General features: G+C 71.8%; 17 protein-coding genes. 9 read left to right on the top strand and 8 right to left on the bottom strand.

Annotated features, from left to right (window positions below):
• The first annotated feature begins 43 nt into the window (after nucleotides 1–43).
• The 5 genes from CHC11_RS28520 (at nucleotide 44) to CHC11_RS28500 (ending at nucleotide 4,708) form a co-directional block, all read left to right on the top strand.
• Nucleotides 44–1,000, top strand: a complete 957-nt coding sequence (locus tag CHC11_RS28520; protein ID WP_089314917.1) for a DUF389 domain-containing protein — start codon at nucleotides 44–46, stop codon at nucleotides 998–1,000.
• Between the two features lie 85 nt (nucleotides 1,001–1,085).
• The gene (locus CHC11_RS28515; protein ID WP_089314916.1) at nucleotides 1,086–2,045 is read left to right on the top strand and encodes an ABC transporter ATP-binding protein; all 960 of its coding nucleotides are present in this window, start codon (nucleotides 1,086–1,088) and stop codon (nucleotides 2,043–2,045) included.
• Nucleotides 2,042–2,920, top strand: a complete 879-nt coding sequence (locus tag CHC11_RS28510; protein ID WP_089314915.1) for an ABC transporter permease — start codon at nucleotides 2,042–2,044, stop codon at nucleotides 2,918–2,920. Before CHC11_RS28515 ends, CHC11_RS28510 begins: the two co-directional genes overlap by 4 nt.
• 163 nt (nucleotides 2,921–3,083) lie before the next feature.
• Entirely contained in the window at nucleotides 3,084–3,995 is a 912-nt protein-coding gene (locus tag CHC11_RS28505) for an ABC transporter ATP-binding protein (RefSeq protein WP_089314914.1), read from the top strand.
• Nucleotides 3,992–4,708 carry an ABC transporter permease gene (locus CHC11_RS28500; RefSeq protein WP_089314913.1) on the top strand — a complete coding sequence of 239 codons (717 nt, stop codon included), beginning with the start codon at nucleotides 3,992–3,994 and terminating at the stop codon, nucleotides 4,706–4,708. The genes CHC11_RS28505 and CHC11_RS28500 overlap by 4 nt, the downstream gene beginning before the upstream one ends.
• Here the strand turns inward: CHC11_RS28500 and CHC11_RS28495 are convergent.
• The 4 genes from CHC11_RS28495 to CHC11_RS28480 all read right to left on the bottom strand — a co-directional run bounded on the left by CHC11_RS28495 (nucleotide 4,705) and on the right by CHC11_RS28480 (nucleotide 10,990).
• On the bottom strand, nucleotides 4,705–5,340 hold the full coding sequence (locus CHC11_RS28495; RefSeq protein WP_089314912.1) for a response regulator: 636 nt from the start codon (nucleotides 5,338–5,340) through the stop codon (nucleotides 4,705–4,707). The genes CHC11_RS28500 and CHC11_RS28495 overlap by 4 nt on opposite strands.
• Before the next feature lies 1 nt (nucleotide 5,341).
• Nucleotides 5,342–6,001, bottom strand: a complete 660-nt coding sequence (locus tag CHC11_RS43965) for a sensor histidine kinase (RefSeq protein WP_425427358.1) — start codon at nucleotides 5,999–6,001, stop codon at nucleotides 5,342–5,344.
• Nucleotides 6,002–6,516: 515 nt separating this feature from the next.
• On the bottom strand, nucleotides 6,517–8,673 hold the full coding sequence (locus CHC11_RS28485; RefSeq protein WP_089314911.1) for an MMPL family transporter: 2,157 nt from the start codon (nucleotides 8,671–8,673) through the stop codon (nucleotides 6,517–6,519).
• 88 nt (nucleotides 8,674–8,761) lie between these two features.
• Nucleotides 8,762–10,990, bottom strand: a complete 2,229-nt coding sequence (locus CHC11_RS28480; RefSeq protein ID WP_089314910.1) for a DUF4132 domain-containing protein — start codon at nucleotides 10,988–10,990, stop codon at nucleotides 8,762–8,764.
• A gap of 159 nt (nucleotides 10,991–11,149) precedes the next feature.
• On the opposite strand from CHC11_RS28480, the gene CHC11_RS28475 reads away from it, so the two are divergent.
• Nucleotides 11,150–12,520, top strand: coding sequence for an alkaline phosphatase PhoX (locus CHC11_RS28475; protein ID WP_089314909.1), 1,371 nt, complete (start codon nucleotides 11,150–11,152; stop codon nucleotides 12,518–12,520).
• 6 nt (nucleotides 12,521–12,526) lie between these two features.
• Here the strand turns inward: CHC11_RS28475 and coaA are convergent, their stop codons facing one another.
• Nucleotides 12,527–13,468 (bottom strand): type I pantothenate kinase, encoded by a 942-nt coding sequence (gene coaA, locus CHC11_RS28470; protein ID WP_089314908.1) that lies wholly within the window; start codon nucleotides 13,466–13,468, stop codon nucleotides 12,527–12,529.
• A 121-nt stretch (nucleotides 13,469–13,589) separates the two neighbouring features.
• Here coaA and glmS point away from each other — a divergent pair, with 121 nt between their 5' ends.
• The 3 genes from glmS to CHC11_RS28455 all read left to right on the top strand — a co-directional run bounded on the left by glmS (nucleotide 13,590) and on the right by CHC11_RS28455 (nucleotide 17,453).
• Nucleotides 13,590–15,434: a glutamine--fructose-6-phosphate transaminase (isomerizing) gene (glmS, locus tag CHC11_RS28465; protein WP_089314907.1), complete on the top strand. Its 1,845-nt coding sequence runs from the start codon at nucleotides 13,590–13,592 to the stop codon at nucleotides 15,432–15,434.
• Nucleotides 15,435–15,531: 97 nt separating this feature from the next.
• Nucleotides 15,532–16,476 carry an ABC transporter ATP-binding protein gene (locus CHC11_RS28460; RefSeq protein ID WP_089314906.1) on the top strand — a complete coding sequence of 315 codons (945 nt, stop codon included), beginning with the start codon at nucleotides 15,532–15,534 and terminating at the stop codon, nucleotides 16,474–16,476.
• A 5-nt stretch (nucleotides 16,477–16,481) separates the two neighbouring features.
• The gene (locus CHC11_RS28455; protein ID WP_089315003.1) at nucleotides 16,482–17,453 is read left to right on the top strand and encodes an ABC transporter permease; all 972 of its coding nucleotides are present in this window, start codon (nucleotides 16,482–16,484) and stop codon (nucleotides 17,451–17,453) included.
• A 159-nt stretch (nucleotides 17,454–17,612) separates the two neighbouring features.
• Here the strand turns inward: CHC11_RS28455 and CHC11_RS28450 are convergent, their stop codons facing one another.
• The 3 genes from CHC11_RS28450 to CHC11_RS28440 all read right to left on the bottom strand — a co-directional run bounded on the left by CHC11_RS28450 (nucleotide 17,613) and on the right by CHC11_RS28440 (nucleotide 19,196).
• Entirely contained in the window at nucleotides 17,613–17,825 is a 213-nt protein-coding gene (locus CHC11_RS28450; protein WP_089314905.1) for a DUF397 domain-containing protein, read from the bottom strand.
• 249 nt (nucleotides 17,826–18,074) lie between these two features.
• A complete protein-coding gene (locus tag CHC11_RS28445) occupies nucleotides 18,075–18,296 on the bottom strand; it encodes a DUF397 domain-containing protein (protein WP_089314904.1) in 222 nt (73 codons plus the stop codon).
• Between the two features lie 39 nt (nucleotides 18,297–18,335).
• Nucleotides 18,336–19,196: a helix-turn-helix domain-containing protein gene (locus CHC11_RS28440; RefSeq protein ID WP_089314903.1), complete on the bottom strand. Its 861-nt coding sequence runs from the start codon at nucleotides 19,194–19,196 to the stop codon at nucleotides 18,336–18,338.
• Nucleotides 19,197–19,246 lie beyond the last annotated feature (50 nt).

The following is a 19,246-nucleotide window of genomic DNA, read 5'->3' as shown; positions in this document are numbered from 1 at the left end:
TGCTGGTGACACGGCGCCGCGGTGTTTGCGGCACGATTGGCCCGTGTTGCATCTCAGAGCGATCGTCCCGGCCGAGCGCACGGAAGTGGTCTGCAAGGAGCTGGCGGCCTGCGCGGGGGCCACCAACGTCGTGGTGATCGAGGGCGCCGCCCGCGCTCCGCGGGGCGACCTCGTCACCGCCGACATCGCCCGCGAGTCGGCCAACGAGGTCCTGGACGCGCTGCGCGCCCTGGGCGTCGACCGGGACGGGTCGATCGCCCTCGACAAGGTCGATCTCACGCTCTCCGACCGCGCCGAAGTGGCCAAGGACCTGGCGCCGGGGCACGGCGACGACGCCGTCGTCTGGGAGGAACTGGACCGGCAGGTCAGCGAGGGCACCGCGCTGACCTGGTCGTTCGTGGCGTTCCTCGTGCTGGCCACGCAGCTCGCCGCGATCGCGGCGCTGATCGACTCGCCGGTGCTGGTGGTCGGCGCCATGGTCCTCGGGCCGGAGTTCGCGGCCATCGCGGCGATCTGCTACGGGCTCGTCCGGCTCCAGCCCGGACGGATCGTGCACGCGGTGCGGGCACTGGTCATCGGGTTCGCCACGGCGATCGCGGTCACCTACGTGTGCGCGCTGGCCGCCCGGTGGACCGGCGTGATCGAGCTGGACCGCCTGCCGGACGACCGCCCGCTCACCGCGTTCATCTACAGCCCGGACCGCTGGTCGTTCATCGTCGCGCTGCTCGCCGGCGCCGCGGGGGTGCTGTCGCTCACCGCGGGCAAGTCTTCGGCGCTGGTCGGGGTCTTCATCTCGGTCACCACCGTGCCCGCGGCGGGCAACCTCGCGGTCGCGATGGCGCTCAAGCACGGCAGCGAGATCAACGGCTCGCTGCTCCAGCTGGGCGTCAACGTCGCCGGAATGATCATCGCGGGCGCCCTGACCCTGCTCCTCCAGCGGGCCGTGTGGGCCGCGGTGCTGCGGCAGCGTGGCCGAAGGAGTGCGATGCGGGGAACTTAGGTCGTTCCGGCACCGGACCAAAGGCTGCCCCTGATCGCTCTTCAGGGTGACGTGCCACGCGGAGCCAGCGGCTAGGTTCGACGGTATGCCCATCATCGCCACCCAGGGCCTGACGATGAGGTTCCCTCGGGTGACCGCCTTGGACGACCTGTCCGTGGCCGTCGAGCCCGGAGTGGTCGGCCTGGTCGGCGCCAACGGCGCCGGCAAGTCGACGCTCATCAAGATCCTCCTCGGGCTGATGCCCCCCACCTCCGGGACCGCGACCGTGCTCGGCCTCGACATCGCGCGCGAGGGTCTGCGGATCCGGGAGAGCGTCGGGTTCATGCCCGAGTACGACTGCCTGCCGCCGGACGTGTCCGCGACCGAGTTCGTGGTGCACATGGCCCGGATGTGCGGGCTGCCTCCGACCGCGGCCCGCGAGCGGGCCGCCGACACCCTGCGGCACGTCGGCCTGTACGAGGAGCGCTACCGTCCCATCGGCGGCTACTCGACGGGGATGCGACAGCGCGTGAAGCTCGCCCAGGCCCTAGTCCACGATCCGAAGCTCGTCTTCCTGGACGAGCCCACCAACGGCCTCGACCCGGCCGGACGCGACGAGATGCTCGACCTGATCCGCCGGATCGGCACCGAGTTCGGGATCAGCGTCCTGGTCACCTCGCACCTGCTGGGCGAGCTGGAGCGGGTCTGCGAGCACGTCGTCATCATCGACGGCGGGAAGCTGCTGCGCTCCCAGGCCGTCGAGGCGTACACGGCCGAGAGCGGCTTCCTCACCGTCGAGGTGGAGGAGGGACGCGACACGCTGGGGCGGCACCTCCACGACCAGGGCGTGACCGTCCATCCGGAGGGCCGGTTCCTCGTCGTGGACATCGTCGGCGAGCAGACCTACGACCTGGTCCGCGACGGTGTCGCCGAGCTCGGGCTCCGGCTGATCCGGATGGAGCAGCGCCGCCACCACATCGAAGAGGTCTTCCAGACGCCGCCGGCGCCGCAGGGCCCGGCCGCAGACGTGCGGCCCGGAGACGTGCAGCAGGGGGCGCCGCGATGAGCACCAGCACCATCCACGACATCGGCTACCGGCACTACGAGGGGCGTCGCAACGGCCGCGCGTACGTGCTGCGGTCCCTGTACGTGCACAACCTGCGCGCCGCCTACGGCCTCGGCCGTCCCGCGCGGGCGAAGGTGATGCCGTTCCTGCTGGCGGCGATCATGCTGTTGCCGGCCGCCGGGTCGGTCGCGGCGTTCGCCTTCACCAAGCAGGAGGACGCGCTTTTCCGCTACGCGTCCTACGCCAACATCATGCAGGTCATCGTGGCGATCTTCCTGGCCACGCAGGCGCCGGTGCTGGCCTCGCGGGAGGTGCGCTTCCACGTCATCCCGCTGTACTTCTCACGCCCGGTCGGCCATCTCGACTTCGTGCTGGCGAAGGCCGCCGCGATGGCGACCGCGCTGTTCGCGCTGATGGCGGTGCCCGTCACCGTCCTGTACGTCGGCGGCCTGATCTCCAAGATGCCGGACCCGGGCGAGCAGCTGCTGAAGTACCTCGGCGCGCTCGTCGGCTGCGTCCTGTTCGCGCTCGTGCTGGCCGCCATCGGGATGGTGGTCGCGGCGTTCACGCCGCGGCGCGGGTTCGGGGTCGCGGCGGTCATCGCCGTCTACATGATCAGTGCGGCGTTCGTCGGCGCCGTCCAGGGGATCGCCGAGGCGCAGACGAACTTCACGCTCCAGGGCTGGGCGGGGCTGTTCACGCCGTTCAACCTGGTCGACATCGTCCAGGTGCGGCTGCTCGGCGCGCAGTCGTCGTCCGCCGGGGTGCCGTCCGGCGTCGCCGGCGGCGTGGTCGCGCTCGCGGTGTGCACCCTGATCGTCGTCGGCTCGATCGCGGTGCTGTACCGCAGGTTCCGGAAGGCGGGCCTCTCCTAATGAGCGGAGCGAGCCGGGGGGTGTGGGGGGTCGTCCCCCCACGGGGTGCAGGGATGAGCGAAGCGAGCCGGGGGGTGTGGGGAGTCGTCCCCCCACATGGAGCAGGTATGAGCGGAGCGAGCCGGGGGGTGTGGGGGGTCGCCTCCCCACATGGGAGGAAACAATGAGCGAGCTCATCCTGGAGAACGTGTCCCGGTGGTACGGGAACGTCGTCGCCGTCAACGGCGTCACGATGAAGGTCGGGCCGGGCGTCACCGGGCTCCTCGGCCCGAACGGGGCGGGCAAGTCGACGCTCATCCACATGATGGGCGGGTTCCTCGCCCCGTCGTCAGGCTCCGTCACGCTGGACGGGACGCCGATCTGGCGGAACCCGGGCGTCTACCGCAGCCTCGGTCTCGTGCCCGAACGGGAGTCGGCCTACGACTTCCTCACCGGCCGGCAGTTCATCCTCGCGATGGCCAAACTGCACAAGCTGCCCGATCCAAAGGCCGCCGCCCGCCGCGCCATCGGCCTGGTGGAGATGGACTACGCGGCCGAGCGCCCCATCGGCAACTACTCCAAGGGCATGAAGCAGCGCATCAAGATGGCGTCGGCGCTGGTGCACGACCCGCCCGTGCTGCTGCTGGACGAGCCGTTCAACGGCATGGACCCGCGGCAGCGGCTCCAGCTGATGGACCTCATCCAGCGGATGGCCGCCGAGGGCCGCACGATCCTGTTCTCCTCGCACATCCTGGAGGAGGTGGAGCGGCTCGCCAGCCACATCGAGGTGATCGTGGCGGGGCGGCACGCGGCGTCCGGCGACTTCCGCAAGATCCGGCGGCTGATGACCGACCGGCCGCACATCTTCCTCGTCCGCTCGTCCGACGACCGGCGGCTCGCCGCCGCCGTCATCGCCGACGGGTCGGCCCGCAGCGTCCAGCTCACCGACAAGGGCCTGCAGGTCGAGGCGGTCGACTTCCAGCGCTTCACCTGGCTGCTCCCGCAGGTCTCCCGGGACGCCGGCGTGCGGCTGTGGGAGGTCTCCCCGGCCGACGAGTCCCTCGAAAGCGTCTTCTCCTACCTGGTGGCCCGATGAATGGCACGATCGCGATGATCACGTTCCGGGCGATGCTCGGACGCAAGCGCGCGCTGCTCCTGCTGGGGCTGCCGCTGCTCCTGCTGGTGCTGGCGGCGGCGCTGAAGGTGACCGGCAACGACGACCTGGACGTCTCGGCGAACGTCCTGCAGAAGTTCGGCCTGGCGACGCTGCTGCCGCTGCTCGCACTGATCGCCGGGACCGGCGTGATCGGACCGGAGATCGACGACGGTCAGATCATGTACGTGCTGACCAAGCCGATCCCGCGCGAGGTGATCGTGCTGACGAAGCTGGTCGTGGCGATCGTCCTGGTGACGGCGTTCGCCGCGGTGCCGACGCTGCTGGCGGGGCTGGTCCTCACGGGGACGACCGCGCAGCTGACGCCGGCGTTCGCGATCGGCGTGCTGATCGGCGGCGTCGTCTACAGCGCGGTGTTCGTCGCGCTGGCCGTCGCCAGCCGCAACGCCGTCACGATCGGCCTGCTGTACGCGCTGGTGTGGGAGTCGCTGCTCGGCAACTTCGCGCCGGGCGCCAAGTCGGCGTCCATCCAGCAGTGGTGCCTGTCGGTGACGGACGCGCTGACCGACGCGTCGCCGGTGAGGTCGACCGTGGACCTGCCCGTGGCGATCGGGCTGCTGGTGGCGGTGACGCTCGTCGCGGCGTTCCTCGCCACCTTCCGGCTCCGCTCCCTGCCCGTCGCCAGCGCCGACTAGCCGTACTGGCGGGCGAGGAGGCCGCGGTCCATGGCGACGACGACGGCGTGCGTGCGGTCGCCGACGTCCAGCTTCGCGAAGACGCGGAGCAGGTGCGTCTTGACGGTCGCCTCCGCGATGACGAGCCGCCGCCCGATCTCGGCGTTGGACAGGCCGTCGGCGACCGCCCGGAGCACCTCGATCTCCCGGGCGGTCAGCGCGGCCGGTTCGGGGCGGCGCATCCGGGCGACGAGCTTCTCGGCCACCCGCGGCGCGAGGACGGTCTCGCCGCGCGCCGCCGCGCGGATGGCGTCGACCAGCTGGTCGCGGGTGGTGTCCTTGAGCAGGTAGCCGATGGCCCCGGCCTCGATCGCGCGCTCGATCTCGGTGTCGGTGTCGTAGGTGGTGAGGACGAGGACGCGGGTGCCGAGCCGGCCGATCCCGGCGGTGGCCGCGACCCCGTCCAGCACGGGCATCCGCAGGTCGAGCAGCGCGACGTCGGGCCGGAGCCGCTCGGCCAGGGCGATCGCCGCGCGGCCGTCGCCCGCCTCGCCGACGATCTCGATGCCGGGCTCGGCGGCCAGCAGCGCGACGACGCCCGCGCGCATGACCGTATGGTCGTCCACCACGATGATTCTGAGTCTCGCGGTCATCTCACGCCCTTGCGGGGATCATGGCGAGGATCCGGGTGCCCTCGCCGGGGGAGCTGGTCACGGTGAGCTCGCCGCCCAGTTCGGCGAGGCGGCGGCGCATGCCGTCGAGGCCGAAGCCGCGCGACCCGGCCACCGCGAACCCGCGCCCGTCGTCGGTGATCTCCAGCTCGACGCCGTGCGGGTGCCGTTCGAGGACGATGCCGACCGTGGACGCGGCGGCGTGCTTGCGGACGTTGGCGAGCGACTCCTGCGTGCAGCGCAGCAGCGCGATCCGGGTCGTCTGGTCGCATTCGACGTCGGGCAGCTCGGCGTGGACGGTGAGCCCGGTGTCCTCGGCGAACCGGTCGAGGGTGCGGCGCAGCGTCCGGGCGGCCGACGCGGGCGCGACGCTGCCCTGCGACGCCGCCCCGACGAGGACGCGCGCCTCGGCGAGGTTCTCCCGCGCCGTCTCCTCGATCGACACGAGCTGACGGCCGCTGCGGTCCGGGTCGGAGCGGAGGCCGTCGCGGGCCGCCGCCGCCAGGACGACGATGGACGCGAACCCCTGCGCGAGCGTGTCGTGGATCTCGCGGGCGATCCGTTCACGCTCGTCGGCGGCGCCCTGCTGCCGCTGCGCCTCGGCGAGGCGGCGCTCGGCGTCGGCCAGGTCGGCTTCGAGCATCCGGGCGCGCTCGTCGTGCTGCCCGACCACGCGGTGCATCCACAACCCGAGCAGGACCCCGGCCGCGTACCCGACGAGCGCGGCGATCGAGTTGCCGGTGAGCGGTTCCCCGTCCGGGGCGCCCCGGACGGTGCCGCCGGCGACCGCGGCCGCGGTGGCGGCGCCGCTGAGCGCCACCGCGCGCCGGGGGCCGCCCGCGAGGATCCAGAAGTGCGGGAGGGACGTGATGAGCAGGGACGCGGCGCCGTTCATCAGGTAGGAGACGGCGCCGATCCCCGCGATCAGCACGCCCAGGAACGTGTTCCGGCGGACCACCGGGTTCCCGGGGAACGTCTCGGTGATCGGGTAGCAGAGCCCGAGCACGGACAGCAGCCCCAGCGCCGGGGCCCGGGAGGAGTCGGGCTGGTCCGCCACCCCCAGGGCGCACGGAGCCAGCCCGAACAGGACCCAGGCCCCGGCGTACCACCTGCGGAGCGCTCGCACCTGGGGTCGTTCGCCGGGCCGCGCCATGCCGATCAGCCTACGGTCATCGAGGACGGCCGGGCGGGGCGGCCTGGCGTCCGGCGGGCGGCGCGCGAGGGCCACCAGCACCGGTCGCCGAGCAGCAGCATCAGCGCGGGCAGGACCGTGATGCGGATGACGGCGGCGTCCAGCAGCACCGCCACGGCCAGCGCGAAGCCCATCTGCTTCAGTTCCATGATGTGGACGGTGGCGAAGCCGGCGAACACCGTGACCATGACGAACGCGGCGCTGGTCACCACGCTCGCCGAGCCTCCGACCCCGTCCAGCACCGCCTGCCGGGTCGGGACGCCGCGCAGCGCCGCCTCCCGGATCCGGCTGATCACGAACACCTGGTAGTCCATCGACAGCCCGAAAAGGATCACCAGCAGGAAGAGCGGGACGCGGGAGCCGACCGAGCCGGTGGAGGTGAAGCCGAGCAGCCCCTCCGCCCACGTCCCCTGGAACACCAGGGTGAGCAGGCCGAGCGAGGCGCCGGCCGACAGCAGGTTCAGCACCACGCCGATCAGCCCGAGGACCACCGAGCGGAACGCCCACACGGTCATCGCGAACGTCACCAGCAGGAGCGCTCCGACGACGAACGGCAGCTTGCCCTCCTGGTGCTCGGGATAGTCGGCATAGCGGGCCACGTCCCCGGTCACGGCGGTCTCGACGCCGAGCATCCCGACGGTCTCCGGGACGTACTCGCCGCGGACCCGCTCCAGGGAGCGCCGCGCCGCGCCGGTGCTCACGTGGTGCGGCACCGCGAGTTCGAGCATGCTGATCCGCCCGTCCGGCGAGGTGCGCAACTGGGACGTCCCGGCGAGCAGGGGGTCGCCCCCGGCGCGCTCGGCCAGGGCCCGCAGGGCGGCGGTCACCTCGTCCGCGCGTCCGGCGTCGGCCCTGACGACGACCTGGTGCATGGCCTTCAGCTCCGGGAACGCCGCGTTCAGCCGGTCGTAGGCCCGCATCGCCGGGATCTCGCGCGGGTGGCTGTCGCGGCCCATGTCGGTGAGGTCGATGCTCAGCAGCGGCGCGGTCAGCGCCAGCATCGCCGTGACGGCCACGGCCAGCGTCGCGGCCGGGTGCCTTCCGGTGGGGCGCAGCATCGCCCGGGTGATCCGGCCGCCGCCCGTCCGCGGCGGCTTCGGCGCCCGGCCGCGCCGGACGGCCCGCCGCTCCGCCCATCCGCCGAGCTTCGCGAGCACCGCCGGGAGGACGGTCAGCGAGCTGACGACCGCGATCAGCGTGACGACGATCGCCGCGGTCGCGATCGAGGAGAAGATGACGTCGTCGGCCAGGTAGAGGGTCGCGCTGGACGCGGCGACAGCCAGGCCGGACACCACGACCGAGCGCCCCGACGTCGCCGCGGCGGTCTCCACGGCCGCCCGCGCGTCCAGCCGGCCGCCCGAGCGGGCCCGCTCCTCCCGCTCCCGCTTGAGGTAGAAGAGGGTGTAGTCGACGCCCACCGCCATGCCGATCAGCAGGATCACGCTGGCGCCGACCCCGGCGTCCGGGAAGACGTGCGAGGCGAGCATCGACAGGCCGATCGCCGCCGCGATCGAGGTCAGCGCGAGCACCACCGGCACGACCGCCACCGCGAACGAGCCGAACACCAGCAGCAGCGTGACCAGTGTGATCGGCAACGCGATCATCTCCGTGCGGGCGAGGTCGTCGTCGCGCAGTTCCCCGACGCCCTTGCTGATGGACGGGCCGCCCGTCTCCTCCACCCTCACGTCCGGGTGCGCGGCCCGGACCGCGGCGGTCTCGGCCAGCAGCGGCTCGACGTGCTCCTTGCCCTGGAGTTCGGGGCCCTTCAGCGTCACGTCGACGCGGACCGCCGAGCCGTCCTCGGAGCGCACGGGCGCGGACACCGACGCGACCTCGGGCAGCCGCCCCATCCGCGCGGCGGCGTCCCGCGCCGCCGCGTCGGCGGCCGCGCCCCTGCCGGTGACCAGCACGTGCTCGACGGGCCTCTGCTGCAGCCCGCCCTCGGCGGCGATCGCCTCCCCCCGGCCGGCCTCGCCGATCCGGTAGTCCTCGGTCGTGGCCGCGTGCCCGCCGGCCGCGACGCCGATGCCGAGGCACAGCACCACGAACAGCAGCCAGGCCGCCATGCCGCGCCAGGGATGCCCGGCGCTCCACCGGGCCATGCGTACGAGAAGATCCGTCATACCGGAGATGCTGGCCGCGGCACCCTGGCGCGCATGAGCCTCGACCGGTGGAACCCTCCGTCCACCGATCGGTGGACGGAGGCACCGGTCAGGTGGTGGAGCCGGTCAGGCGGGTCAGCTCGGCGAGCATCTCCGACGCGGTGACCGGGTCGAGCGCGCCGAAGGGATGCGCCTTCCCGGAGTAGCGGCCGGTCATCAGCATGACGCGCTCGATCGTCTGCTCAGCGAACTCCTCGGGGTCGAGGACGCGGATGCCGGGCTCGAACGCGACCATCACGTGCCGCTCGTCCGGGGTGACCAGGTTGACCTGGCGGCGGAACCCGCCGGTCTCCTTGTCGCCGAGCTCCCAGCCGCGGGACGTCATGCCCATGAACCTGCCGAAATGGGCGGTGAGCCCTTCGAAGCGGGCCAGCCGGGCGGCGTCGCGCTCGCCGTCCCGCAGTTCGTAGACGGGACGTCCGAGCTGCGGGAACGGCTGGAGGATCTCGTAGTCGCCGAAGACCGAGGCCCAGGCCGCAACGGTGTCCTTGCCGAGAAGGACCGGGTGCGGGAGCGTCACGCGGGCGTCCCGCGGGAGGACGTACTCGTCGTCGTGGACGTCGGCGAGCGTGCCGTCCTCGGCGACCCGGAACGCGGCGCCGTCCGCCGACCACACCAGGCGGCGTGCGATGTGGCGCATCAGGGGGTGCCCCGCGAAGACGGAGCGGAACTCCTCGGGCGTCCAGGAGCGCCCGGTGACCATCGCCTTCTCCAGCCGCTTGATCTGGTCGGCGGCGACCGCGCGGGCCTCCTTCTTGAGGTCGGCGAACCGCTGGTAGGCGAGCGGCGCGAGTTTCTCGTCGTCCTTGACGCCCGGCTTCGGCAGGGCCATGCGGGGCTTGCCGTCCTCGTCGGTCACGAAGGGCTTGAGCTGCTCGTCGAAGCCGACGACGAAGCGGCGCGGGCCGTAGTCGAGCGTCATCGAGCCTTCGGCGTCAAGGCCGAGGTCCGGGACGAGGAGGTCCGCCAGCTGCTCGGAGGTCAGTCCGCGCTTCCGGGCGGCGGCGTTCAGCAGGCCCTGCGCGCGGGGGCGCAGGTGCTTGGCGTCGGCGCCCCGGCGGACGATGCGGTCCAGGTGGCGCAGCCGGTCGTCGGCGGGCATGTCGATCGCCATGAGGACGTCGAGCGCCGTCCACCCCTTGAACGTCCAGGTGTAGTAGTTGTCCCAGCGCACCATGCGGTCGGCCAGGCGGGCGGCCGTGGCGGCGTCGCCGAAACGCCGGAGGGCGTACTGCACGCCTTGCGACGCCCACAGCCCGCTGCCCCGGTCGTTGACGCCGAGAGCCGAGGCGAACTCGGCCAGGGAGGCCGGGTCGCACAGCTCGGCGACCTGCTCGCAGCCCGGGTACGGGTCCTCCGGTGTGGAGATCAGCAACATGGTCACGAAGTGCCGGACGGCCTCCACCGGCAGCGCCCGGTCGCGACCGCGCAGCAGGAGTCGCGGGAGCCTGCCGACGGTCTCCTCGTCCCATTCCGGCAGATCGTCGGGATACTGGTCCAGCGGGTCGGTGCGCAGCGCCTCGATCGCCGCGACCGCCTCCTCGCCGTACCCCCGCGCCGCGTCCACGACGCAGCCGCTGCCGTGCTCGCGGGCGATCAGCGTGAGGGCCTGCTCGGCCTTCGTGCGCTTGGGGCCGGGCTTGCGCAGCGCGTCCGGGATCACGAACGGGGCCGCCCCGGCGCCGTGCCAGGTGAACCAGAGCCGCGCGGCCTCGTCGACCCGGCCGAGCGCGCCGATCATGAGCTGCGCCGTGGCGTCGTCCAGGAACGGGACGAGCGCCGCCGCGCAGCGAATCTGCTCCTTCGCCGCGAAGAGCAGCAGCCGGTGGGCGGCGAGGCCGCGCCGGGCCGCGAAGTGCTTCAGCGCGACGTCGAAGATGCTGCTGTCCCAGTCGTCGTAGTAGCGCTCGTCGCCGAGGAGCTCCTCGGCGAGGTCGTCGGGACCCTGCATCACCAGCCAGTAGTAGCCGTGCCGGCGGTCCCCGCCCCGGGGGGCGGTCAGCGCCTCACCGCTGCGGTACCGCTCGGCCAGCACCTTCCAGTCGGGCTCCTCGGGGTAGGGCTGGTACGAGTCGGGGAACATGCGGTGGGGCATGTTCAGCCACTCGTCCCGCAGCCCGGGCGGCCAGGACTCGACAACGGACGTCTTGGGCTTTTTCAGGCCCTTCACGACGATCGGCTCGGCGCTCGCGCGGGTCCGGCGCGTCCACGGCGGATCGACGAGCAGGCGGGGCAGATCGCTGTCGGGGGCGTCCTCAACGCGGGGAATGTCGGTCATCGCTCCAGTTTCACGACAGGCACGGACAGTATCGATCGTCAGACGCACGCCCGTGACGCCCGGTTCGGCCGGTTCCGCGCCGGGGTCGGTTCACAATCGATGTGACGCGTGTTACAACGGGCAAGAGGATCTTGTAACGATCCATCAGGGAGTGTGCTCATGACAGTTTCACGCCGCCAGCTCCTCGCCAGGACGGGTGCGGTGGGGGCGGGGATCGCCTTCACCGGATCCGTGGAGCAGTTGTTCGCCGGAGATGCGTCCGCCGCCCCGACCGGCGGCCACGACGGGTACGGGCCCCTCGTGCCCGACCCGAAGGGGCTGCTGGACCTGCCGCGCGGCTTCCGCTACACCGTCCTGTCCCGCGAGGGCGACCCGCTGCGCTCCGGAGAGGGGCCGGTGCCGAGCCACTGCGACGGGATGTCGGCCTTCCCCGGGCGCCGGGGCCGCACGTGGCTCGTCCGCAACCACGAGAACCGTCCGGACGCCGCGCACCGGGTGCCGGCGGTCGAGGGCGTCACCTACGACCCGGGCGGCCTCGGCGGCTGCACCGCGCTGGAGGTCGACGCGGCCGGGCGCGTGCACACCGAGCGCGTCGCCATCGCCGGGACGGCCGTCAACTGCGCGGGCGGCCCCACCCCGTGGCACACGTGGCTGACCTGCGAGGAGACCGAGGACAAGGCGGGCACGGGGAACTACACCAAGGACCACGGGTTCATCTTCGAGGTCGACCCGTACGACCAGGGCCGCACCGTCCCCGAGCCGCTGACCGCGATGGGGCGGTTCCAGCACGAGGCGATCGCCGTCGACCCGCGCGACGGCACCGTCTACGAGACCGAGGACGCCTTCGACAAGCCGTTCGGGCTGTTCTACCGGTTCCAGCCGAAGCGGCCGCGCGGCGGTTTCGGCAGCCTGCGGGCCGGCGGGCGGCTTGAGGCGCTGTGCGTCCCCGGCGTCCCGGACCTGTCGGTCGTGCAGGAGCCCGGCACCGTTTTCGAGCGCGTCGAGTGGAAGAAGGTGCCCGACCCGCTCGCGGCGCTGACGCCGATCCGGTTCCAGGACTTCGGATCCGGAGGCATCACGCACGCTCAGAAGCTGGAGGGCTGCTACTGGGGCGGCGACCGCGTCTACTTCGTGTCGAGCTTCGCGAAGACGAAGGACGGCTCCCGGGCCGACCACTTCGGGCAGGTGTGGTCCTACGAGCCGCGCCACCGCAGGCTCGCCCTCGTCATCGTGTTCGGCCCGGCCACCGACGTCGAGAAGCCCGGCGAGTCGCCCGACAACATCTGCCTGGCGCCGCGGGGCGGCCTGATGGTGTGCGAGGACGGCAACGGCGCCCAGCACGTCTTCGGCGTCTCCCGCCGCCGCACCGTCTACCCCATGGCCCGGAACCGCCAGAACATCGGCACCGAGACCGAACCCGAGTGGGGCGAGTTCGCGGGAGTCACGTTCTCTCCCGACAACCGCACGATGTACGTCAACGCCTACACCCCGGGCACCACCTTCGCCGTCACGGGCCCCTGGTCCCGCTGACCCGCATCAGATACGGCGCAGTCTCACCCTCTGCACCGAGTGGTTCCGGTCCTTGTGGAGGACGAGGGTGGCGCGGGCGCGGGTCGGGAGGATGTTGGAGACGAGGTTGATCTCGTTGACGTCGCGCCACACGCGCTGGGCGAACGCGGCGGTCTCGTCCTCGTCCAGTTCGCGGGCGTACTTGTGGAAATAGGAGCGCGGGTCGGTGAAGGCGGTGCGGCGCAGCGCGAAGAGGCGGTCGATGTACCACTGCCGGATGTCCTCGACCCGCGCATCCACATAGATGGAGAAGTCGAAGAAGTCGGATACGCCCAGGGTGCCGGGCGGGGGCGCCTGCAGGACGTTCAGGCCCTCGACGATCAGGATGTCCGGGCGCCGGACGGTCTGCGTCGCGCCGGGGACGATGTCGTACTCCAGGTGCGAGTACACCGGGATCGACGCCTCCGCCGCGCCGGACTTGATCGCCGACACGAACCGGACGAGGGCGCGGCGGTCGTAGGACTCGGGGAACCCCTTGCGGTCCATGATCCCGCGCTCGGCCAGCACCGAGTTCGGGTGCAGGAAGCTGTCGGTCGTGACCAGTTCCACGCTCGGGTGCTCCGGCCAGCGCGCGAGGAGGGTGCGCAGCAGCCGGGACGTGGTGGACTTGCCGACCGCGACGCTGCCCGCCACGCCGATGATGAACGGGGTGGGCTGCACCGCGCCGCCGAGGAAGCCGCTGACGGTGTCGCGCAGCCGGCCGTCCGACAGGAAGAACAGGTTGAGCAGCCGGGACAGCGGCAGGTACACCTCCTCGACCTCGGCGATGTCGATCGGGTCGCGCAGGCCGCGCAGGGCGTCCAGCTCACCGGGCGTGAGCGGGAGCGGGGTGTTCTCGCGCAGGCCGCGCCAGGCCTCACGCAGGAGTTCCACGTAGGGGCTCGGCACGCTGTCCCATCCGCTCGTCATGGCTGAACACTAACCGGGCCGCGTTCCGGTCACCGGGTTTCCACCGGTCGTCCACGCTAGCGTCATGCCGGGTGGCCCTTGCAGGTAGGTCCGGTGCGCGGTACCGAATAGAGTTGCCGCCATGTGCGGAATCGTGGGGTACGTGGGCGGCCGTTCCGCCCTCGACGTGGTCGTCGACGGGCTGGCGCGGCTGGAGTACCGCGGCTACGACTCGGCCGGAGTGGCCGTGCTGGCCGACGGGAAGCTGGCGACGGCCAAGCGCGCGGGCAAGCTGGTGAACCTGCGCGCCGCCCTGGAGGAGGAGCCCCCGCCCGCCGGGACGCTCGGCATGGGGCACACCCGGTGGGCGACGCACGGCCCGCCGAACGACCGCAACGCCCACCCGCACGTCGACTGCACCGGCTCCGTCGCGGTGATCCACAACGGCATCATCGAGAACTTCGCGGAGCTGCGCGCGGAGCTGGAGGAGGGCGGGCACGGGCTCGGGTCCGACACCGACACCGAGGCCGTCGCCCACCTGCTGGAGGACGAGCTGAAGGGCGGCGGCGGCCTCGCCGACGCCATGCGCCGCGTCTGCGGCCGGCTGCAGGGCGCGTTCACGCTGGTCGCGACGCACACCGGCTCGCCGGGCCTGGTCGTCGGGGCGCGCCGCAACTCCCCGCTCGTCGTCGGCGTCGGGGACGGCGAGAACTTCCTCGCCAGCGACGTGGCCGCGTTCATCGAGCACACCCGGGACGCGATCGAGCTGGGCCAGGACCAGATCGTCGAGCTGCGCGCCGAGGGGGTGACGGTCACCGACTTCGACGGGCGCCCCGCGGAGGTGAAGGAGTACCACGTCGACTGGGACGTGTCCGCCGCGGAAAAAGGCGGCTACGACTACTTCATGCTCAAGGAGATCGCCGAGCAGCCGCGCGCCGTCGCCGACACGCTGCTCGGCCGGATCGGCGCCGACGGGCGCCTGCACCTGGACGAGATGCGCATCCCGGACCAGGAGCTGCGCGAGGTCGACAAGATCATCATTGTGGCCTGCGGGACGTCCTACCACGCCGGGCTGATCGCCAAGTACGCGATCGAGCACTGGGCGGGGCTGCCCTGCGAGGTCGAGCTGGCCAGCGAGTTCCGCTACCGCGACCCGATCCTGTCCCCGACGACGCTGGTCATCGCGATCTCCCAGTCGGGCGAGACGATGGACGCGCTGATGGCCGTCCGGCACGCCCGCGAGCAGAAGGCCAAGCTGCTCGGCATCTGCAACGTCAACGGCTCCACGCTGCCCCGCGAGTGCGACGGCGTCCTCTACACGCACGCCGGGCCGGAGATCGCGGTCGCGTCGACCAAGGCGTTCCTCACCCAGCTCGTCGCCGTCTACCTCATCGCCCTCTACATCGCACAGGTGCGCGGCACCAAGTGGGGCGACGAGGTCTTCGCCATGGTCCAGCTTCTCGAACGGATGCCGGAGAAGGTGGAGAAGGTCCTGGAGACCATGGAGCCGGTGCGCGAGCTGGCCCGCTCGCTGGCCGGCGAGCGGTGCGTGCTGTTCCTCGGCCGCCACGTGGGCTTCCCGGTCGCCCTGGAGGGCGCGCTCAAGCTCAAGGAGCTGGCGTACATGCACGCCGAGGGCTTCGCCGCGGGCGAGCTGAAGCACGGCCCGATCGCGCTGATCGAGAAGGACCTGCCCGTCGTGGTCGTCGTGCCGCCGCGGGCGCGGGACGTCCTGCACGACAAGATCGTGTCGAACATCCAGGAGATCCGGGCCCGCGGCGCCCGGACGATCGTGATCGCCGAGGAGGGCGACGCGTCGGTCGAGCCGTACGCCGACACCCTGATCAGCGTCCCGGCCGTCCCGACGCTGCTGCAGCCGCTGGTCACGACCGTCCCGCTGCAGGTCTTCGCGTGCGAGCTGGCCACCGCCAAGGGCCACGACGTCGACCAGCCCCGCAACCTCGCCAAGTCCGTCACCGTCGAATAGCGGCCGGTTCGGGCGAGCAGCCCGAGATCGACTGAACCCGCCGGCGGCGGGCCGCGTCCCATCACCATCGAAACCGGCCCGGCGGCGGAGGTGACGGGTGGCAGGAGACGGCGGCCTCGCGATCGAGGCACGCGGGGTGGTGCGGCGCTTCGGGCCGGTGGAGGCGCTGCGCGGACTCGACATCACCGTCCCGTACGGGCAGGTCACGGCGCTCGTCGGGGGCAACGGCGCGGGCAAGACGACGCTCCTGCTGATCCTGGCGACCCTGCTCGCGCCCGACGCGGGCACGGTGCGGATCGCGGGGCACGACGCGCTCGCCCGGCCCGCTCGGGCCCGCGAAGCCCTCGGCTGGATGCCGGACACGTTCGGCGTGTACGACCAGCTCACGGTGGACGAGTACCTGGCCTTCTTCGCCGACGCCTACGGGCTGTCCAGGCAGGAGCGCCCGCGCCGGATCAGGGCGCTGCTCAGCCTCGTCCACCTGGAGGACCATCTCGGGCAGCCCGTCCACGCCCTCTCCCGCGGGCAGAAGCAGCGACTCGGGATGGCGCGGGCCCTCGTGCACCGGCCGCGCGTCCTGCTGCTGGACGAGCCCGCGTCCGGTCTCGACCCGCGCTCCCGCATCGAGCTGCGCGACCTGCTGCGCTCCCTCGCCGCCGACGGGGTCGCGGTGCTCGTGTCGAGCCACATCCTCGGCGAGCTGGAGGAGATCGCCGACCGGGTGGTCCTGGTCGACCACGGCCGGACGGCCGGGGTCCACGCGATGGCGGAGATCGCCGGCGCGTCGGCCCGGGTCCGGTGGCGGATCCGCTCGCTCGACCCCGAGCCGCTGGCGGCGGCCCTGGACCGCGAGCCGGGCGGGCTGCCCTGGGTGCGGGCGGCCGACGCGGCGGGAGCCGCCGAGGTCGGGCCGCTGACCGAGGACGAGGCGGCCGGGCTGCTGGCCAGGCTCGTCGCCGCCGGCGTGCCCGTCTGCGGCCTCGCGCCCGCCGGCAGCGCGCTCGAATCGGCCTATCTGGCGATGACCGAGGACCGGAGGTGAGCGCCGTGACCGCCCGTGGAATCGGCCTGGTGGCACGGCAGGAGATCAGGACGCGGCTGCGGACCGGCCGCTGGAAGATCCTGCTCGCGACCTGGTTCCTGGTCGTCAACGGGCTCGGGCTGCTGTTCCGGGTGGCGCTGGAGCACGGCGACACCTCCTCCTACGGCGAGCCCGGCGTCCCCATGTTCGGCGGGGTCCTGCTCGGGGTGCTGGTGCTGACGCTGCTCGTCACCCCGGCGCTCGGCGGCCAGTCGGTCAACGGGGACCGGGAGCGCGGGACGCTCGCGACCCTCCAGGTCACCCGGCTCACGCCGGGCGAGATCGCGCTCGGCAAGCTCGCCGCCGCCTGGGGGACGGGCCTGGTCACGCTGCTCCTGACGCTGCCGAGCCTGCTGCTGCCGGTCGCCGAGGGCGCCATCGGCGCGGGTCGGGCCCTCGTCGTCCTGCTCGTGACGGCGCTGATGATCGGCGTGGTCTGCGCGGTCTCGCAGGCCTGGTCGGCGGTGCTGGCCCGCAGCGTCACCTCGATCCTGCTGTCGTACCTGACGGTGTTCGGCCTGCTCGTCGGGACGCCGCTGCTGTTCACGCTGGCGGTCCCGCTCACGTCCGAGCGTGCCGGCGGCTCCTACGGCGGGTACGGCCGGGACCACACCGAGCGGATCTGGTGGCTGCTGGCCCCGAACCCGGTGGTCGCGCTCGCCGACGCGGCGCCGCGCCTGCCCGAGCGCCGCGTCCTCGTCGGCGACGTGATGATCCACCGTTCGTCCTCCTCCGACCCGCTCGGGCAGATCAGCCGCAGCGTGCGCGAGATCCGCGCGGGGGACGGCGACTACGGGTCGAACCGCTCGGACGGGGCCGCGGTGTGGCCGTGGGGGCTGGCCTTCGATCTGGCCCTCGCGGGAGGCGCGGTAATGATCACGGCATCCCGGCTGCGGACGCCGCTTCACCGGGTTCCCCGGGGCGTTCGGGTGGCGTGAGCGGACTCACAAATCGATCATCTTCTGAGAAATGCGATCAGCGGGAGCGGGGAGCCGCGGAAAAACGTGTGGCATATCATGCGGCGGCGCGTATCCGCTCCCGCTGATCGCAATTCTCTGGCCGGTTGGAAATCTCTCCGGCGATGCAAGTTGCAGTGACTATTTCAGCGGGTGGTCGAAACGGCCGCCTTTGGCCTCCTCCGTGAACCTGCGCCATTCGTCGGGCCCGAACGAAAGGATCGTCGCGGTGTCCTCGGTGTCGCGCACGGATATGGCGTCCTCGTCGCGCCGTGCGACCTCGACGCAGCCGTTGCTGGCGCCGCATCGAGCGCTCTTTCTCCATCGGGCGGGCGGTGTCCCCTGGAAACTCATTCCGGCTCCCTGCATTGAAAGTTGCATTGCCCGCGGCCGCGCTGCCGGTGCTCAAGCACACGGTAACAAGATCGCAAAAAACGCCTGATCACGTCCGGGTGGCGCGGTACCCGTGTGACAGGCGTGCCGAGGTAGTTGCAGAGTGCCGGGTGGGAGGGCGACGAGCCGGGTCAACGATGGACCCGGCCCGTGCGGCGTGGCCCCGCGCCGCCCTGGGCGGACGGGGCCGGACGGCGCGTCGGCGCCGGGTCAGCAGCCCAGGTCGAAATCACCCTTCTTGGCTCGTTTGAGGAATTCCCGCCATTCAGCCTGGGAGAACGACAGAACTGGACTCTGCGTACCGTACTTAGCGTCTCGCGCCCCGATAAAACGGGACGAATCGACCAGTGTGGCGATCTCGACGCAGGTATTGCTCGCCCCGCAGTAGGCGCTTTTCCTCCATTGTGGTACAGGAGTGGCGAAAGGGGACACTCGGTGCCTTTCACAAGGATTGAGCCCCTTGGCGGACCGTCACCACGCCTCTTTGACCTCGGCTATGCGCCGCCGCGACTCCGCGGCGTCCAGTGCTTGCCGGGACAGGCTCGAATAGGCGAGCCGGTACATATAGGTGACGGCTTCTTCCGCGAAGTGGCTGATCGTCAGGGATTCCGTGTGAACGATATCAGGGAAGGTGATGTCGTGCACCGAAGAGAATTCTAGAAGGATAAACGATTCAGCCAACACCGAGTGTGCTATGTCCAAGGGCAAGATCTGCACGTTCACGTTCGGCCGCTCGGTCATCTGGTACAGATGTTCGAGTTGCTCGCGCATGACCTTGTGATCGCCGATGCGGCGCCGCAGAACCGCCTCGTCGATAATCGCCGACAGTTCCAGCGGAGTGGGCCCGTCCAGCAGTTCGCGCCGCCGCATTCGCACGTCCAGCCGGCGTTCGAGTTCCTGCGGGGGCAGGGTGGCCAGGTCGCTCCAGCCGCCGATCACATTTCGGGCGTAGCTCTCCGACTGCAGCAGCCCGGGAATGACGGTGCTGCCCCATTCCCTCGCGGCCGTGGCCTCGGACTCCAGCGCGATGAAGTTCGCGAGCTGGCTCGGCAGGTCGCGGTAGTCCTCCCACCAGCCCCGCTGGGCGGCGTCGTGCGCCAGGGCGATCAGGTCGTCGTGCCGCGCGCGCTCGATCTCGTACAGATCGAGCAGCCGCCGCACATCGCCGATCTTCGCGCCGGTCCGCGCGTTCTCGATCCGGCTGACCTTGGCCGTGGACCAGGCGAGCCGTTCGGCGACCTCGTCTCCGGTCAGACCCCTGCTCTCGCGCAGTCTCCGGAGCTCGGCGGCCAGCCGCCGCTGCCGGACGGAGGGACCTCGGGAAGTGCTCATTGCTCGGGCCTCTCCAGTCCCGGCGGACTGATCTGGGCGCATTCTGCCGC

Origin of the sequence: Actinomadura mexicana, assembly GCF_900188105.1 — a bacterium.
GTDB classification, from domain to species: domain Bacteria; phylum Actinomycetota; class Actinomycetes; order Streptosporangiales; family Streptosporangiaceae; genus Spirillospora; species Spirillospora mexicana.
This window is presented reverse-complemented; position numbering and strand designations above follow the sequence as displayed.

Excerpts from the sequence above, each read along its gene's own strand:
- CHC11_RS28515 (WP_089314916.1), top strand. The coding sequence starts at position 1,086 with ATGCCCATCATCGCCACCCAGGGCCTGACGATGAGGTTCCCTCGGGTG.
- CHC11_RS28510 (WP_089314915.1), top strand. The coding sequence starts at position 2,042 with ATGAGCACCAGCACCATCCACGACATCGGCTACCGGCACTACGAGGGG.
- CHC11_RS28505 (WP_089314914.1), top strand. The coding sequence starts at position 3,084 with ATGAGCGAGCTCATCCTGGAGAACGTGTCCCGGTGGTACGGGAACGTC.
- CHC11_RS28500 (WP_089314913.1), top strand. The coding sequence starts at position 3,992 with ATGAATGGCACGATCGCGATGATCACGTTCCGGGCGATGCTCGGACGC.
- CHC11_RS28495 (WP_089314912.1), bottom strand. The coding sequence starts at position 5,340 with ATGACCGCGAGACTCAGAATCATCGTGGTGGACGACCATACGGTCATG.
- CHC11_RS43965 (WP_425427358.1), bottom strand. The coding sequence starts at position 6,001 with ATGCTCGAAGCCGACCTGGCCGACGCCGAGCGCCGCCTCGCCGAGGCG.
- CHC11_RS28485 (WP_089314911.1), bottom strand. The coding sequence starts at position 8,673 with ATGACGGATCTTCTCGTACGCATGGCCCGGTGGAGCGCCGGGCATCCC.
- CHC11_RS28480 (WP_089314910.1), bottom strand. The coding sequence starts at position 10,990 with ATGACCGACATTCCCCGCGTTGAGGACGCCCCCGACAGCGATCTGCCC.
- CHC11_RS28475 (WP_089314909.1), top strand. The coding sequence starts at position 11,150 with ATGACAGTTTCACGCCGCCAGCTCCTCGCCAGGACGGGTGCGGTGGGG.
- coaA (WP_089314908.1), bottom strand. The coding sequence starts at position 13,468 with ATGACGAGCGGATGGGACAGCGTGCCGAGCCCCTACGTGGAACTCCTG.
- glmS (WP_089314907.1), top strand. The coding sequence starts at position 13,590 with ATGTGCGGAATCGTGGGGTACGTGGGCGGCCGTTCCGCCCTCGACGTG.
- CHC11_RS28450 (WP_089314905.1), bottom strand. The coding sequence starts at position 17,825 with ATGAGTTTCCAGGGGACACCGCCCGCCCGATGGAGAAAGAGCGCTCGA.
- CHC11_RS28440 (WP_089314903.1), bottom strand. The coding sequence starts at position 19,196 with ATGAGCACTTCCCGAGGTCCCTCCGTCCGGCAGCGGCGGCTGGCCGCC.